The following is a 16,257-nucleotide window of genomic DNA, read 5'->3' as shown; positions in this document are numbered from 1 at the left end:
ATGAGCCAGGCAATGCAACCCCAACGCACTTCCCCGTCCCCCGATGCCGCTGCCGTGCCCGCACGCGCGCGCGGCGGCGTGTGGCAACTGATCAACCGCTCCGGCATCGTGATGGTGTTTCTCGTGCTGTTCGCGGTGCTGTCGTTGACCGTGCCGGACTTCCTCACGCCGCGCAACATCCAGGGTCTCCTGCTGTCGGTCACGCTGATCGGTTCGATCGCGGTGACGATGATGTTCGTGCTCGCGCTCGGCGAGGTCGACCTGTCGGTCGCGTCGATCGTCGCGTTTTCCGGCGTCGTCGCGTCGACGCTGATCACCGCGACGCACAGCGTCGTGCTCGGTATCGCGGCCGGCGTGCTCGCGGGCGGCGCGGTCGGGCTCGTGAACGGCGTGCTGATCGCGCGCTACAGGATCAATTCGCTGATCGTCACGCTCGCGATGATGGAAGTCGTGCGCGGGCTCGCGTTCATCACGTCGAACGGCGATGCGGTGATGATCTCCGAGGAGCGCTTCTTCGATCTCGGCGGCGGGTCGTTCCTCGGCATCTCGTATCCGATCTGGAGCAACATCGTCGGTTTCGTCGTGTTCGGCTTCCTGCTGCGCAAGACGGTGTTCGGCAAGAACGTGCTGGCCGTCGGCGGCAACGGGGAGGCCGCGCTGCTCGCGGGGCTGCCGGTGATGCGCATCAAGATCACGGTGTTCGTGCTGCAGGGGCTCGTGACCGGCTTCGCCGGCGTGATGCTCGCGTCGCGCATGAGCCTCGGCGACCCGAAGACGTCGGTCGGCCTCGAACTCGGCGTGATTTCCGCGTGCGTGCTCGGCGGCGTGTCGCTGACGGGCGGCGTCGCGACGATCTCCGGCGTGCTGGTCGGCGTGCTGATCATGGGCGCGGTGCAGGATGCGATGAGCCTGCTGAACGTGCCGACCTTTTACCAATATCTGATACGCGGCGGAATTCTGTTGCTCGCGGTGCTGTTCGACCAGTATCGTCGCAACCAGCGGCGCGCGATGAAGATCTGACCGGCAGCGCGGCCGCCCGCGAACGCGACGGTCATTCGCGACAGATATCGGGAGACGGCATGCAACAGACTCATCCGGCCGCGCACGCGACGCTGCTGGCAGACACCCGCAACACGCTCGGCGAAGGCGCGACGTGGTGCGACAAGGCCCGCGCGCTGTACTGGGTGGACATCGAAGGCGCGCAACTGTGGCGCTGCCGCGCGGACGGCACCGACCTCACGCCGTGGGCGATGCCCGAGCGGCTCGCGTGCTTCGCGCTGACCGACGATCCGGACGTGCTGCTCGTCGGGCTCGCCACGCATCTCGCGTTCTTCGACCTGCGCAGCGGCGCGTTCACGCGGATCGTCGACGTCGAGCCCGATCTGCCGACGCGCCTGAACGACGGGCGCTGCGATCCGTCCGGCGCGTTCGTGTTCGGGATGAAGGACGAAGGCGCCGAGCCGCCGCGCGCGGTCGGCGGGTTCTACCGGCTCAATGCGGACCTCACGCTCGAACGGCTCGCGTTGCCGCCGGCCGCGATCGCGAACAGCATCGCGTTTTCGCCGGACGGCTCGACGATGTACTTCTGCGATTCGCTGGTGCGCGAGATTTTCGCGTGCGATTACCGTGCGGGCGGCGACGTTGCGAACGTGCGGCCGTTCGCGCGGCTGACCGATGCGGACGGCGACCCGGACGGCTCGACGACCGATCGCGACGGCGGGCTGTGGAACGCGCAGTGGGGCGGCCGGCGGGTGGTACGCTACGGGCCGGACGGGATCGAGACCGATCGCGTCGACGTGCCGACCGCGCAGCCGAGCTGCGTCGCCATCGACGGTGAAGGCCGGTTGTACGTGACGAGCGCACGCATCGGGCTCGGCGACGATGCGCTGGCGAACGATGCCGCCGCCGGCGGCGTGTTCGTCGCCCGCACCCGCTACGCGGGGCTGCCGACCGCGCGGTTCTTGGGCAAGCCCGCGAACTGAGCGCGCCGGTGCGGCGGGTGCGGGCGGCGGCGCGGTCGGTCGGGCCGCCACGCGCTGCCGGCCGCCGTCACGGCCGGACGGGTCACGACTGCCGCGCGGCCTGCAGCCCCAGCAACGCGACCGCGTTGTCTTTCAGAATCAGCGAATGCACGTCGGGCCGGAACCCGGCGCCCTGAAAATCCTCGAGCCAGCGGTCCGGCCGGATCAGCGGAAAGTCGGACGCGAACAGCACCTTGTGCCTGAGCAGCGTGTTCGCGTATTTCACCAGCTCGGGCGAGAAGTACTTCGGCGACCATCCCGACAGGTCGATGTAGACGTTCGGCTTGTGCAGCGCGATCGACAGCGCCTGCTCCTGCCATGGCCATGAAGGGTGCGCGATCACGATCTTCATGTCCGGGAAGTCGACCGCGACGTCGTCGAGGTGAATCGGTTCGGAATACTTCAGATGCAGCCCGCCGCCGCCGCGCATCCCCGATCCCATCCCCGAATGCCCGCTGTGGAATACGGCCGGCAATCCGTATTCCGCGATCACCTCGTAGATCGGATAGGCGAGCCTGTCGTTCGGGAAGCATCCCTGCATCGTCGGGTGGAACTTGAAGCCCTTCACGCCGTGCTCGTCGATCAGGCGGCGCGCCTCGCGGGCGCCGAAGCGGCCCTTGTGCGGGTCGATGCTCGCGAACGCGATCATCACGTCGGCGTTGTCCCGCGCGAATTGCGCGATTTCCTCGTTCGGAATCCGCCGCCGGCCGATGTTCGTCTCGCAGTCGACGGTGAACATCACGAAGCCGATCCGGCGCTCGCGGTAATACGCGATCGTCTCCGGAATGGTCGGCCGACGGCCCTGCTTCAGCACGGTGCCGAAGTACTTGTCGGCCGCGTCGTCGAATGCCTTCGCGAACAGGTCCGGCGGCTGGCAGCACGACACTTCGGCATGCACGTGCGTGTCGATGGCGATCAGGTTGTCGATGTCCAAGCGTGTCTCCTCATGTCGTGATTCGTCGGCCGGCACGGCGCGAAATCGGCTGTCCGGGCCCGTTTAGGGGTTTGTCCGGAGCCGCTTCCATTCTACTTTACATATCAGGTTACCTGATAGTAAATTGGTCGCGAGTCGCACAGGGCGGCATCGTCATTGGAGAACGAAAATGGGTTACGAAGGGCGCTGGAAAACGGTGAAGGTCGAGGTCGAGGGCGGGATCGCATGGGTGACGCTGAACCGTCCGGACAAGCGCAACGCGATGAGCCCGACGCTGAACGCGGAGATGATCGACGTGCTGGAGGCGATCGAACTCGATGCCGAGGCGCAGGTGCTCGTGCTGACCGGCGAGGGCGACGCCTGGACGGCCGGGATGGACCTGAAGGAATATTTCCGCGAAGTCGACGCGGGCCCGGAAATCCTGCAGGAAAAGATTCGCCGCGACGCGAGCCGCTGGCAGTGGCAATTGCTGCGCATGTATGCGAAGCCGACGATCGCGATGGTCAACGGCTGGTGCTTCGGCGGCGGCTTCTCGCCGCTCGTCGCGTGCGACCTCGCGATCGCGGCCGACGAAGCGGTGTTCGGCCTGTCGGAAATCAACTGGGGCATCCCGCCGGGCAACCTCGTCAGCAAGGCGATGGCCGACACCGTGGGCCATCGCCAGGCGCTCTACTACATCATGACCGGCGACACCTTCACCGGCCCGCAGGCCGCGCAGATGGGGCTCGTCAACAAGAGCGTGCCGCGCGCGCAGCTGCGCGACGAGGTGCGCGCGCTGGCCGCGAAGCTGCTCGACAAGAACCCGGTCGTGATCCGTAACGCGAAGCACGGCTTCAAGCGTTGCCGCGAGCTGACCTGGGAGCAGAACGAAGACTACCTGTACGCGAAGCTCGACCAGGCGAACTACCGCGATCCGGAAGGCGGGCGCGAGCAGGGCCTCAAGCAGTTCCTCGACGACAAGAGCATCAAGCCGGGCCTGCAGGCGTACAAGCGCTGACGCGCGCCGCCGCACGCAACCGGATCCGAGTGGAGACACGGAAATGCACGAAGTGAGTTTGTTGATCGACGGCGTGTCGCGCGGCGCGTCGGACGGCGGGACCTTCGACCGGATCGATCCGGCGACGGGACAGGTGGCGTCGCGCGCCGCCGCGGCGACGCTTGCCGACGCGGACGCCGCGGTCGCGGCAGCGGCGCGCGCATTCCCCGCATGGGCCGCGCTCGCGCCGACCGAGCGCCGTCGGCGGCTGCTCGCGGCGGCCGACCGGATGGACGCGCGCGCGGGCGAATTCATCGAAACCGGCCGCGCGGAAACCGGTGCGATGGCGAACTGGTACGGCTTCAACGTGATGCTCGCGGCGAACATGCTGCGCGAGGCGGCCGCGATGACCACGCAGATCGACGGCGCGGTGATCCCGTCGGACGTGCCCGGCAGCCTCGCGATGGCCGTGCGCCAGCCGTGCGGTGTCGTGCTCGGGATCGCGCCGTGGAATGCGCCGGTGATTCTCGCGACCCGTGCGCTCGCGATGCCGCTCGCCTGCGGCAACACGGTGGTGCTGAAGGCGTCGGAGGGGTGTCCGGGCGTGCACCGGCTGATCGGCAGCGTGCTGCACGACGCAGGGCTCGGCGACGGCGTGGTCAACGTGATCACGCATGCGCCGCGGGACGCGCCGGCGATCGTCGAGCGGCTGATCGCGAACCCGGCGGTGCGCCGCGTGAACTTCACCGGTTCGACACGCGTTGGCCGCATCGTCGCGACGCTTGCCGCGCAGCACCTGAAGCCGGCGCTGCTTGAACTCGGCGGCAAGGCGCCGGTGCTCGTGCTCGACGACGCCGATCTCGACGCGGCGGTCGAGGCGGTCGCGTTCGGCGCGTTCTTCAACCAGGGGCAGATCTGCATGTCGACCGAGCGCGTGATCGTCGATCGCAAGGTTGCCGATGCGTTCGTCGAACGGCTCGTCGCGAAGGCACGCACGCTGAAGGCCGGCAACCCGGCCGCGCCGGGCGTCGTGCTGGGCACGCTCGAAAGCGCGGCCGCCGCGCGGCGGATCGCGGCGATGGTGGACGACGCGCGCGCGCACGGCGCCGCGCTGCCGCTCGGCTGTGAAGTCGACGGCGCGGTGATGCAGCCGACGATCGTCGACGGTGTCACGCGCGACATGCAGCTGTATGCGGACGAATCGTTCGGGCCGGTGGTGACCGTGCAGCGCGTCGACGGCGACGCCGCCGCGCTCGCGGCCGCGAACGACAGCGAGTACGGGCTGTCGGCGGCGGTGTTCAGCCGCGATATCGCGCGCGCGATGCAGGTCGCGAAGCAGATCGAATCGGGCATCTGCCACATCAACGGGCCGACGGTGCACGACGAGGCGCAGATGCCGTTCGGCGGCGTGAAGGCAAGCGGCTACGGCCGGTTCGGCAGCAAGGCGTCGATCGCCGAGTTTACCGACCTGCGCTGGATCACGGTCCAGACCACGCCGCGTCACTACCCGATCTGAGCAGTTCCGGGCGCCGCGGCGCCCCCGTTAAGACAACGACACAATGAAGTCTCCGCCCGGCGCGCGTACGCGCGCGGGGCGGAACCGACCGGAGACAGAACTTGGATGCGGATCCGACCCAACTGCGCGACGCGGCTGCCGCACAGCGCGTTCCCGCCGGCTATCGCCCCGTGGCGATCGGCACGGCACCGCCGGAGATCGTGCAACGCGACGGCTGCTGGACCTTGCGCGCGACGACCCCGCTCGGCGCGTACCCGCACCGGCTGACCGACCGGCTCGCGAGCGGCGCGCGCGCGCATCCGGACCGCTGGCTGGTCGCGCGGCGCGGGCCCGACGGTACGTGGATCGGCATCACGTATGCGCAGATGCTCGAGCGCGCCCGCGCGATCGGCCAGGCGCTGCTCGATCGCGGGCTGTCGGCCGAGCGGCCCGTCGCGATCCTGTCGGGCAACGACCTCGAACATCTGCAACTCGCGTTCGGCGCGATGTGGGCCGGCATTCCGCATGCGCCGCTGTCGCCTGCGTATTCGCTCGTGTCGAGCGATTACGGCAAGCTGCGCCACGCGCTCGCCGTGCTCACGCCGGGGCTGGTCTTCGCGTCGGACGGCGCGGCGTTTCGTGCCGCGCTCGACGCGGCGGTGCCGCCTGATGTCGAGCGCGTGGTCGTGTCGGCACCCGACGGGATGGACGGCGTCACGCGTTTCTCGTCGCTGCTCGACACGACACCGGGCAGCGTCGATGCCGCGCACGGTGCGATCACCGGCGACACGATCGCGAAATTCCTGTTCACGTCGGGGTCGACACGGCTGCCCAAGGCGGTGCCGACCACGCACCGGATGCTGTGCAGCAACCAGCAGATGCTGCTCGAGACGTTTCCGCAGTTCGGTCTGGAGCCGCCGGTACTGGTCGACTGGCTGCCGTGGAATCACACGTTCGGCGGCAGCCATAACGTCGGCATCGCGCTGTACAACGGCGGCACGCTGTACATCGACGACGGCAAGCCGGTCGCCGGCAAGTTCGGCGAGACGCTGCGCAACCTGCGCGACATCGCGCCCACCGTGTATTTCAACGTGCCGAAGGGCTGGGAAGAGCTGACCGCGGCGCTCGAGACGGATGCCGCGCTGCGCGAAACCTTCTTCTCGCGCGTGAAGATGTATTTCTTCGCGGGCGCCGGACTGTCGCAGGCCGCGTGGGACCGGCTCGAGCGCGTGACGCTCGCGCACTGCGGCGAGCGCATCCGGATCATGGCGGGCCTCGGGATGACCGAGGCCGCGCCATCGTGCATGTTCACCACCGGGCCGATGTCGGGAGCCGGCTACATCGGCCTGCCCGCGCCCGGCTGCGACGCGAAGCTGGTGCCGGTCGACGGCAAGCTCGAGGCGCGCTTTCGCGGGCCGAACGTGATGGCCGGTTATTGGCGCGCGAGCGGCGACGACGCGCGCGAGGTATTCGACGAGGAGGGCTACTACCGCAGCGGCGATGCCGTGCGTTTCGTCGATCCCGCGCGACCGGAGATCGGCCTGATGTTCGACGGGCGCATCGCGGAGGATTTCAAACTGTCGTCCGGCACCTTCGTGAGCGTCGGGCCCATGCGCGCGCGGATCGTATCGAACGGCGCGCCGTACGTGCAGGACGCGGTCGTCACGGGGATGAACCGCGACGACGTCGGCGTGATGATCTTCCCGCGCATCGACGATTGCCGTCGCCTGGCCGGCGCGGCACCGGATGCCGATGTGCGCACCGTCCTGCAGGCGCCCGCGGTGCGGGCGTTCTTCGCGGACCTGCTCGAGCGCCTGAACCGCGACGCGACCGGCAGCGCGACGTTCGTCACGCGGCTGTGCGTGCTCGATACGCCGCCTTCGCTCGATCTCGGCGAAGTCACCGACAAGGGCTCGATCAACCAGCGTGCGGTGCTCATGCACCGTGCGGCGGTGGTCGACGCGATGTACGAGCCGGGCGCGGCCGACGCGGGCGTGATCGTCGCCGGCACGGCGTACCGGGCATGAGGTGCGTGCGATGAGCAACGCGTATTGCGCGCCGTTGCGCGACATGCTGTTCGTGATCGGCGAATGGCTCGATGCGCCGGCGCTGCGGCGCCGCGTGCCCGACTGGGCGGAGCTCGACCTGTCGACCGCCGGGCAGGTGCTCGACGAAGCCGCCCGCTTCGTGGTCGAACGCATCGCGCCGCTCGATTCGACCGGCGATCTCGAGGGCTGCCGGTTCGACGGTACCGGAGTGACGATGCCGGCGGGCTTTCGCGATGCGTACCGCGACTACGTCGACGCCGGCTGGCCGACGCTGGCGCTCGACGCCGATTGCGGCGGCCAGGGGCTGCCGCATCTGCTCGACGTCGCGCTGCAGGAGATGCTCGCGGGGGCGAACCATGCGTGGCTGATGTCGCCGGGGCTCACGCACGGCGCGGTGGCGTGCCTGCGCGCGCACGGCGGCGAGCGCCTGAAGCGCGACGTGCTGCCGAGGATCGCGAGTGGCGAGTGGCTGACGACGATGTGCATCACCGAGCCACAGGCGGGCAGCGATCTCGGCCTGCTGCGCACGCAGGCAGTGCCGGACCCGGCCGCCGACGGCTACCGGATCAGCGGCAGCAAGCTGTTCATCACCGGCGGCGAGCACGATCTGACCGACAACATCGTGCACCTCGTGCTCGCGCGGCTGCCCGATGCGCCGGCGGGAACGAAGGGGCTGTCGCTGTTTGTCGTGCCGAAGTGGCTCGACGCGCCGGGCGGCCGCGTGCGCAACGGCGTCTGGTGCGACGGCGTCGAGAAGAAGATGGGGCTGAAGGCCAGCCCGACCTGCACGATGCGTTTCGACGCGGCCGCGGGCTGGCTCGTCGGCGAGCCGCATCGCGGGCTCGCATCGATGTTCGTGATGATGAACGCGGCGCGCCTGCAGGTCGCCATGCAGGGTGTCGGGCATGCGCAGAGCGCATGGCAGGCCGCGTCGGCCTATGCGCGCGAGCGCGTGCAGGGCAGGGCGGCGCCGATCGCGCAACACGCCGCGATCCGCCGCATCCTGCTCGATGCGCAGGCGATCGTCGAAGGCGAGCGCGCGATCGGCTACTGGATCGCGCACTGGCTCGACGTCGCCGCGCACGATCCGCAGCCGCCGGCACGGCTCGCGGCGTCGCGGCTGGCATCGTTGCTCACGCCGGTTGCCAAGGCGTTCTTCACCGCGAACGGCTTCGCGGCCGCGTCGAACGCGCTGCAGGTATTCGGCGGCTACGGTTACGTTCACGAATACGGGATCGAACAGACGGTGCGCGATTGCCGCGTGTCGATGCTGTACGAAGGGACCAACGAGATCCAGGCGATCGATCTGCTGGTGCGCAAGGTGCTGGGGGATCGCGGCGAGGCGCTGCACGCGCTGCTCGAGTTGATTCGCACGGAAGCCGCGCAGGGCGTCCAGGCGGCAGCGGACGAGCGGGTGAGGGACGCCGGGGCGCGCGTCGCCACGCTGTGCGCGGAGCTCGAGCGCGTGACGGCCGGCGTGATCCGCGCGAGCGAGCACGATCCGGATCTGCCCTACCGGGTCGCGGACGACTATCTCGCGCTGGTCGGCTGGCTGCTGCTCGCGTTCGCGTGGGCGCGCACGCTGCGCATCGTCGGCGATTCGCCGGGAGACGATTCGTTCCGTGCCGGCAAGCGCGCGGTCGGCACCTACTTCTTCGACTATCCGCTCGCGGCGTTCGCACACCGGCTCGCGCTGGTGGACGCGGGCTGCCGCGCGGCGTTGCCGGTTGCCGCGGCATAAGGTTTGTCCGAGCCGGGCGTGGATGGCCCGGAGCGGCTCGCCGGCCGGCACGAGCCGCCGTGCGGGCCGATATACGGGCCGATAGACGGACCGCGTGAGGTAAGATGGCCCGCGATCCTCCTTCCGACACGTTCATGAGTTCGACACCCGTCAAACCGGCCGGCACGAAACGCACGGCCCGCGCCAGCGAAGCCAGGCCGCGCATGCGTTCGCAGCAGCGGCTTACCTACCTGATCGGCAATCTCGACCGGCTGCTGCGCCGCCAGATGAGCGATGCGCTCGCGCCGCTCGGTGTGACGCTCGCGCAGTACACGGCGCTGTCGGTGCTCGAGGCGCGCGGCGCGCTGTCCAATGCGCAACTCGCGGTGCGCTCGTTCATCACGCCGCAATCCGCGAACGAAGTGATGGTTGCGATGGCCGCCCGCGGCTTCGTGACGCGCGAGGCCGATCCCAGCCATGGCCGCGTGATCCTGCTGCGTTTGACCGACGAGGGCTCGGCAATCCTGCGCGACTGCGAGCGGGTGCTGCGGCCGCTCGAGCGCCGGATGCTCGGGGACGACGTGAACGCCGACGACGTCGAGCAGGTTCACCGCACGCTCGAGCTGTTCGTGCGCAACCTGCGCGACTGAGCACGCCGCCGCGTCTTTCGTTCCGGTTTCTCCGGCCGCGCCGGGCCACGCCGCGGCGTGGCCCGGGTTGCGAACGGGTTGCGGGTTAACACCGCGCTCGCGACACTTGAAATATCAGGTTACCTGTTATTAAATCATCCCGTCCCTCGACGGGATTTTCTTTCGGGTTATTAATCAGGCTACCTGATAAAGTAACGAGACCCGATCACGATAAAGCAAGGACACCGCGCATGCGTTCCGCGTATGCCGCGCGAGTCACGGTTAGGAGACGACATGGATACTTCCGTTGCCGCAAGGCCGGCCGTCGCGACGACGCTCGGCCTGTGTTTCGCGATCGCATTGCTCGAGGGGCTCGACCTGCAGTCGGTCGGCGTCGCGGCACCGCGCATGGCCCACGAATTCGGGCTCTCGGTTTCACAGATGGGACTCGCGTTCAGCGCGGGCACGTTTGGCCTGCTGCCGGGCGCGATGCTCGGCGGCTGGCTGGCCGACCGGATCGGCCGCAAGCACGTGCTGATCGCGTCGGTCTGCCTGTTCGGGCTGCTGTCGATCGCGACCGCGCAGGTGTCGAGCTTCGCGATGCTGGTCGCCGTTCGCGCGCTGACCGGCCTCGGCCTCGGCGGCGCGATGCCGAACCTCATTGCATTGTCGTCGGAAGCGGTCGACGCACGCTCGCGCAGCAGCGCGGTGGCCGTGATGTATTGCGGGATTCCGTTCGGCGGCGTGATCGCGTCGCTGATCGGCGTGCTGCTCGCAGGCGACACCGAATGGCGGCACATTTTCTATGTCGGAGGCGTCGGCCCGCTGCTGCTCGCGCCGCTGCTGCTCGCCCTGCTGCCCGAATCGCGTGCGTTCCTCGACGTCAGCGCATCGGGCGCGGCGCGCCCCAGCGTCGGACAGACGCTGTTCGGCGGCTCGCGCACCGGCACGACACTGGCGTTGTGGCTCAGCTACTTCTGCACGCTGATCGTGCTGTATTTCCTGCTGAACTGGCTGCCGTCGCTGATGGCCGCGAAGGGGCTCGCGCGCAGCCAGGCCGGGATCGTGCAGATCTTCTTCAACATCGGCAGCGGCCTCGGCGTGCTCGGCATCGGCATGTCGATGGACCGCTTGCGTCCGTCGCGCGTGGTCGGCGGCATGTACGCGGGGATCGTGCTGTCGCTTGCCGCGCTGGCGATCGCGCCCGGACTCCTGTGGCTGTCCGCCGCCGCGTTCGCGGCCGGGATGTTCGTCGTCGGCGGCCAGTCGGTGCTGTATGCGCTGGCCGCGATCTATTACCCGACCGCGATGCGTGGCACCGGCGTCGGCTCCGCCGTTGCCGTTGGCCGCCTCGGCTCGGTGGTCGGGCCGCTCGCCGCCGCCGAGCTGCTCGCAATGGGCCGCAGCGCGCCCGTCGTGATCGGCGCGAGCATTCCCGTCACGCTCGTCGCGGCCGTCGCCGCGCTGCTGCTGATCCGCCGCCCGCAGGCGGACGACTGAGGTTTTGCTTTTTTCGATACGCGCCGTCAGAGCGCGCCATTCAACATGGTCTGGAGACGCAACGATATGAAGACGAAGACAAGGAACGGCCTGCTGGCCGCCGGCGCGTGCTGCGCGCTCGCCGCAACCGGCGCGCACGCGCAGTCGAGCGTGACGCTGTACGGGATCATCGACACGGGCGTGGAGTTCGTGTCGCACGCGAACGCGGCCGGCGATCACGTCGTGCGCATGCCGGGCGTGACGGGCGAGCTGCCGTCGCGCTGGGGGCTGCGCGGCACGGAGGATCTCGGCGGCGGTTATCAGGCGGTGTTCACGCTCGAAAGCGGTTTCAACGTGCGCGGCGGCGATCTCGGCCAGGGCGGCCGGCTGTTCGGCCGGCAGGCGTTCGTCGGGCTCAAGGGCGGCTTCGGCACGCTCGCGTTCGGCCGCCAGTACACGATGACCTATCTCGCGCTGCAGGGCGCGGACATCATCGGCCCCGACATCTACGGGCTCGGCTCGTTCGACGCCTACGTGCCGAACGGCCGCGCCGACAACGCGGTGACCTACCTCGGCACCTATCGAGGCGTGACGCTCGGCGCCGCGTATTCGTTCGGCCGCGACGGCGCGGGCACCGGCAACTCGCCGGGGCAGGGGACGTGCGCCGGGCAGGTGCCGGGCGATGCCACCCAGTGCCGCAACTGGTCGGTGATGCTCAAGTACGACAGCGCGTATTTCGGCGCGGCAGCGTCGTACGAGGAACAGCGCGGCGGCACCGGCGCGGCCGCCAACTTCTTCGACGGCATCGCCCCCGTCGCCTTCACCAGCAGCGGCGGCAAGGATGCCCGCACGCACGTGAGCGCGTACGCGCAGGCCGCCGGCGCGCGGATCGGCGCGGGCTGGATCGGGCGGCGCGTGTCGACCGGTTCGCCGGCCGCGCCCGGCGCGCATTCGGACCTGTTCTTCGTCGGCGCGTCATATGCGGTGAAGCCCGATTTCGTCGTCGACGGCGAAGGCTACCGGATCGTCAACACCGCGCACGACACGCGCGCGACGATGGCGACGCTGCGCGCGACCTATCTGCTGACCAAGCGCACGGCCGTCTATGCGCAATCGTCGTATCTGTGGAACAGCGCGCACGCACGCTACGCGGTCAGCGGCGGCGGGCCCGGCACGACGCCGGGCGAAGGGATGGGGCAGCTCGGCGCGATGGTCGGCGTGCGGCACATGTTCTGATCCGGCAGCCAGACAAACGGGAGATATCTTGAACAGGAAATCTGCATTCCTCTGCATCGCGCCGCTCTCCGCGGCGGCCGTGCTCGCCGGTTGCGGTGGCGACGACTCGGTCAGTTCCACGCCGACCCACCTGAGCGCCGCGACGCCGGCCGCGATGGCGCAGACCTGCGACGCGCTTGCCGCGAAGCTCGCGTATGCGAACACGTCGTTCACGTCGGTGACGACCGCGGCCGCCGGCGCGCTGACGGTGGCCGGCAAGCCGATCGCCGAGCACTGCGTGATCGAAGGGAAGATGAACGAGCGCGTGAGCGCGGTGGACGGCAAGACCTATGCGATCGGCTTCGAGATGCGCTTGCCGAAAGCGTGGAACGGCCGCTTCTTCTACCAGGCGAACGGCGGGCTCGACGGCAACGTCGTGACCGCGACCGGCGAGATCGGCGGCGGCGGGCCCCTGACCGACGCGCTGAACCAGGGTTTCGCGGTGATCAGCTCGGATTCCGGGCACAGCGCCGCGCAGAACCCGCTGTTCGGCCTCGATCCGCAGGCGCGGATCGACTACGGCTACGGCGCGGTCGATGCGCTCACGCCGATGGCGAAGCAGGTGATCCGGCTCGCGTACGGCAAGGCGCCCGATCGCAGCTATTTCGGCGGCTGCTCGAACGGCGGCCGTCACGCGATGGTCACCGCCGTGCGCAACCCGGCCGACTACGACGGCATCATCGCGGGCGATCCGGGTTTCCATCTGCCGAAGGCGGCGATCGGCGAGATGTACGGCGCGCAGCAGTTCGCGAAGATCGCGTCGGCGACCGGCGCGAACGGGCTGCCGGATATCCGCAGCGGCTTCAACGATGCGGAGCGGCAGTTCGTCGGCGCGAAGATCCTCGAGAAATGCGATGCGCTCGACGGCGCGGCCGACGGGATGGTGCAGGACGTCGCCGCGTGCCAGGCGCATTTCAGCGTCGAGGCCGATATCCCGACCTGCGCGAACGGCACCCGCACGGGCGCCTGCCTCACGCCCGCGCAGAAGACCGCGCTGGAGAACGTGTTCACGGGGGCGCGCAACAGCGCGGGCACGGCGCTCTACGCGAGCTTTCCGTACGATCCGGGCGTGGCCGGCGGCGGCTGGGCCGCGTGGAAGCAGTCGAATTCGGTCTCGCTCGATCCGGCCGCGATGGCGTTCACGTTCATGACGCCGCCGAAAACCGCCGCGGCGCTCGCGAACCTGCCTGGTTTCGCGCTCGGCTTCGACATGGACAACGATGCACCGGCGATCTTCGCGACGAACGGCGTGTACACGCAATCTTCATGGTCGTTCATGACGCCGCCCGACGAGACGAACCTGTCCGCGCTGAAGGCGCGCCGCGCGAAGCTGCTCGTCTATCACGGCACGGGCGACCCGGTGTTCTCGTTCAACGATACGCGCGACTGGTATGCGAAGGTCGCGCAGGCGAACGGCGGCGATGCGTCGGATTTCGCGCGTTTCTATCCGGTGCCGGGGATGAACCACTGTTCGGGCGGGCCGGCGGCCGACCAGTTCGACATGCTGACGCCGCTCGTCGCGTGGGTCGAGCAGGGCCAGGCGCCTGCCGCGATCGTGGCCGCCGCGCGCGACACGACCAACGCGGTGCCGAATGCGGACGTGCCCGCCTCGTGGGGCGCGGGACGCACGCGGCCGTTGTGCCCGTATCCGCAGGTCGCGCGCTACAACGGCTCGGGCGACGTGAATTCGGCGGCGAGCTTCAGTTGTCGTTGACGTAGCCGTCGACGGGAAGCGGCCGGCGCGGGCAGTCGCGCGCCGGCCGTTTCATTTTTGCCGGCAGGCGCGTACTTACTCGCCGAGATCGAGCGGCACGTCGAGCCCGACCTTCACGCGGCTCATGCTCACCAGCGTCTTGAACCGCTTCACGTTGTTGTTCGCGAAGAACAGCTCGCGCGTGAGCGCGTTGTACTGATCCATGTTGCGCACCGCGAGGATCAGCACGAAATCCCATTCCCCCGTCACGTAGTAGCACTGCTGGATCTGCGGACAGCGCTCGAACGCGCGCTTCATCGCATCGAGCTGATCGATCTGCTCGCTCTCGACCTCGACGTTCACGACGATCGTTAGCGGATGGTCGACCTTGTCCGGCGCGATCACGGCCGTATAGCGCTCGATCACGCCGTCTTCCGCGAGGCGCTTCAGCCGCCGGTTCACGGCGGCGGTCGACAGGTTGACGCGCGCGCCGAGCTCGGCCTGCGGCGTGTGCGCGTCGCGCTGCAGCTCCGCCAGCAGCTTGCGGTCGAACGCATCGAGTGGGGTCGTCATGATCGCGCGTGAGCCCTCGAAAGAATGAGAAATTTTTGCGTTGAAGCCGTCGATTTGGCGATTTTATTGACCGGTCCGCGCAATATTATTTTTCGAACCGACGGCGAGCGCAACTGGCGCTCGCCCGATCCGACCCACCCGACGGACCGCCCGCGCGGTCCCGCCCCAGGAGCCCTCCGCCATGCTGATCGCCAACCCGCGCGCGTCGCGCACCGCGTACCCGAACGCGCTGCGTCGTGTGATGAACATCGCATCGGCCGACGAAAGCGGCGCATGGCTGTCGCACTGGCCGCTCGTCGGCAACGCGCGCACGCCGCTGCGCGCGCTGCCCGATCTTGCCGCGCGGCTCGGCGTCGCGAGCGTCCGCGTGAAGGACGAGTCGTGCCGCTCGCCGCTCGGCAGCTTCAAGGCGCTCGGCGCGCCGATCGCGCTGGTGCGGCTCGTGAGGCGACTGCGGCGCACGCGGGATCTCGAGCCACGCGGGCTCGTCACCGGCGCGTACGCGGCGGAACTGGCCGACCTGACGGTGATCAGCGCGACCGACGGCAACCACGGCCGTGCGCTGGCCGCCGCCGCGCGCGCGATCGGCTGCGGCTGCGTGATCGTGCTGCACGCGAACGTCGACGCCGAGCGCGAACGCGCGATCGCGGCGTACGGCGCGCGGATCGTGCGCATCGCGGGGAACTACGACGAATCGGTCGTCTGCGCGGCGCAGCTCGCGCAGGCGAACGGCTGGCATGTCGTGTCGGACACGTCGTACGACGGCTACGAAGCGATTCCGCGCGACGTGATGCAGGGTTACGGCGTGATCGCCGCCGAAGCGGCCGCGCAGGCGGCGCAGGACGACGGGCGACCGTTCACGCACGTGTTCCTGCAGGGCGGCGTGGGCGGCCTCGCCGCGGGCGTCGCGAGTTATCTCTGGGAACGCGACGGCGTGCGGCGGCCGCGCTTCGTCGTCGTCGAGCCGCGCCAGGCCGATTGCCTGTACCAGAGCGCGTTGGCCGGCCGTGCGACGAAGGCGACCGGCAGCGTCGATTCGGTGATGGCCGGGCTCGCGTGCGGCGAGGCGTCGCCGCTTGCATGGGATTTCCTCGAGAGGTGCATCGACCACTTCATGCTGATCGACGACGACGACGCGGTGCAGGCGATGCGCGGCCTTGCGGCCGGCAGCGCCCGCGACGTGCCGGTCGTCGTCGGCGAATCGGGCGCGGCCGGCGTGGCTGGCCTGACGGCACTGATGCGCGACCCGGCGCTCGCGCGGCAGGCCGGGCTCGACGAGAACGCGCATGTGCTGGCGATTAATACCGAAGGCGCGACGGCGCCGTCCGTGTACCGGCACTGCGTCGGCGAGACGGCCGACGCGGTGCGCGCGCGGCAGCGCGACTGGCTGGACCGCGTGGCGGTGGCGGCCTGA

Annotated in this window: 13 protein-coding genes; 11 read left to right on the top strand and 2 right to left on the bottom strand. The window is 69.3% G+C overall.

The genetic code is table 11. From position 1 onward, the window contains the following. Both araH and VXM69_RS01680 read left to right on the top strand, forming a co-directional pair. Positions 1-1,020, top strand: coding sequence for an L-arabinose ABC transporter permease AraH (gene araH, locus VXM69_RS01685; RefSeq protein ID WP_034187597.1), 1,020 nt, complete (start codon positions 1-3; stop codon positions 1,018-1,020). Positions 1,021-1,079: 59 nt separating this feature from the next. Next, positions 1,080-1,982 carry an SMP-30/gluconolactonase/LRE family protein gene (locus VXM69_RS01680; RefSeq protein ID WP_034187598.1) on the top strand — a complete coding sequence of 301 codons (903 nt, stop codon included), beginning with the start codon at positions 1,080-1,082 and terminating at the stop codon, positions 1,980-1,982. Positions 1,983-2,064: 82 nt separating this feature from the next. Here VXM69_RS01680 and VXM69_RS01675 read toward each other — a convergent pair whose 3' ends face one another. Then, on the bottom strand, positions 2,065-2,955 hold the full coding sequence (locus VXM69_RS01675; RefSeq protein ID WP_124608480.1) for an amidohydrolase family protein: 891 nt from the start codon (positions 2,953-2,955) through the stop codon (positions 2,065-2,067). Between the two features lie 169 nt (positions 2,956-3,124). Between VXM69_RS01675 and VXM69_RS01670 the strand changes: the two genes are divergently transcribed. The 8 genes from VXM69_RS01670 to VXM69_RS01635 all read left to right on the top strand — a co-directional run bounded on the left by VXM69_RS01670 (position 3,125) and on the right by VXM69_RS01635 (position 14,291). Continuing rightward, positions 3,125-3,952: a p-hydroxycinnamoyl CoA hydratase/lyase gene (locus tag VXM69_RS01670; protein WP_021163522.1), complete on the top strand. Its 828-nt coding sequence runs from the start codon at positions 3,125-3,127 to the stop codon at positions 3,950-3,952. A gap of 43 nt (positions 3,953-3,995) precedes the next feature. After that, the gene (locus tag VXM69_RS01665; RefSeq protein ID WP_034187600.1) at positions 3,996-5,447 is read left to right on the top strand and encodes an aldehyde dehydrogenase; all 1,452 of its coding nucleotides are present in this window, start codon (positions 3,996-3,998) and stop codon (positions 5,445-5,447) included. Between the two features lie 101 nt (positions 5,448-5,548). Next, complete coding sequence (locus VXM69_RS01660) at positions 5,549-7,453, top strand: feruloyl-CoA synthase (protein ID WP_049031913.1); 1,905 nt, start codon at positions 5,549-5,551, stop codon at positions 7,451-7,453. 10 nt (positions 7,454-7,463) lie between these two features. Then, positions 7,464-9,215, top strand: a complete 1,752-nt coding sequence (locus VXM69_RS01655; protein ID WP_367188877.1) for an acyl-CoA dehydrogenase — start codon at positions 7,464-7,466, stop codon at positions 9,213-9,215. Between the two features lie 134 nt (positions 9,216-9,349). Beyond that, positions 9,350-9,844 (top strand): MarR family transcriptional regulator, encoded by a 495-nt coding sequence (locus tag VXM69_RS01650; protein WP_034187602.1) that lies wholly within the window; start codon positions 9,350-9,352, stop codon positions 9,842-9,844. A 273-nt stretch (positions 9,845-10,117) separates the two neighbouring features. Continuing rightward, positions 10,118-11,323, top strand: a complete 1,206-nt coding sequence (mhpT, locus tag VXM69_RS01645) for a 3-(3-hydroxy-phenyl)propionate transporter MhpT (protein ID WP_069246021.1) — start codon at positions 10,118-10,120, stop codon at positions 11,321-11,323. A 66-nt stretch (positions 11,324-11,389) separates the two neighbouring features. Further along, on the top strand, positions 11,390-12,538 hold the full coding sequence (locus tag VXM69_RS01640; RefSeq protein WP_034187604.1) for a porin: 1,149 nt from the start codon (positions 11,390-11,392) through the stop codon (positions 12,536-12,538). A 28-nt stretch (positions 12,539-12,566) separates the two neighbouring features. After that, on the top strand, positions 12,567-14,291 hold the full coding sequence (locus tag VXM69_RS01635; protein WP_367188876.1) for a tannase/feruloyl esterase family alpha/beta hydrolase: 1,725 nt from the start codon (positions 12,567-12,569) through the stop codon (positions 14,289-14,291). Between the two features lie 75 nt (positions 14,292-14,366). On the opposite strand, the gene VXM69_RS01630 is transcribed toward VXM69_RS01635, so the two are convergent. Then, positions 14,367-14,843, bottom strand: a complete 477-nt coding sequence (locus VXM69_RS01630) for an Lrp/AsnC family transcriptional regulator (protein WP_059559204.1) — start codon at positions 14,841-14,843, stop codon at positions 14,367-14,369. Between the two features lie 181 nt (positions 14,844-15,024). Between VXM69_RS01630 and VXM69_RS01625 the strand changes: the two genes are divergently transcribed. After that, on the top strand, positions 15,025-16,257 hold the full coding sequence (locus VXM69_RS01625) for a diaminopropionate ammonia-lyase (RefSeq protein WP_367188875.1): 1,233 nt from the start codon (positions 15,025-15,027) through the stop codon (positions 16,255-16,257).

The organism is Burkholderia sp. Ed8 (genome assembly GCF_040761425.1).
GTDB classification, from domain to species: Bacteria; Pseudomonadota; Gammaproteobacteria; order Burkholderiales; family Burkholderiaceae; genus Burkholderia; species Burkholderia seminalis.
This window is presented reverse-complemented; position numbering and strand designations above follow the sequence as displayed.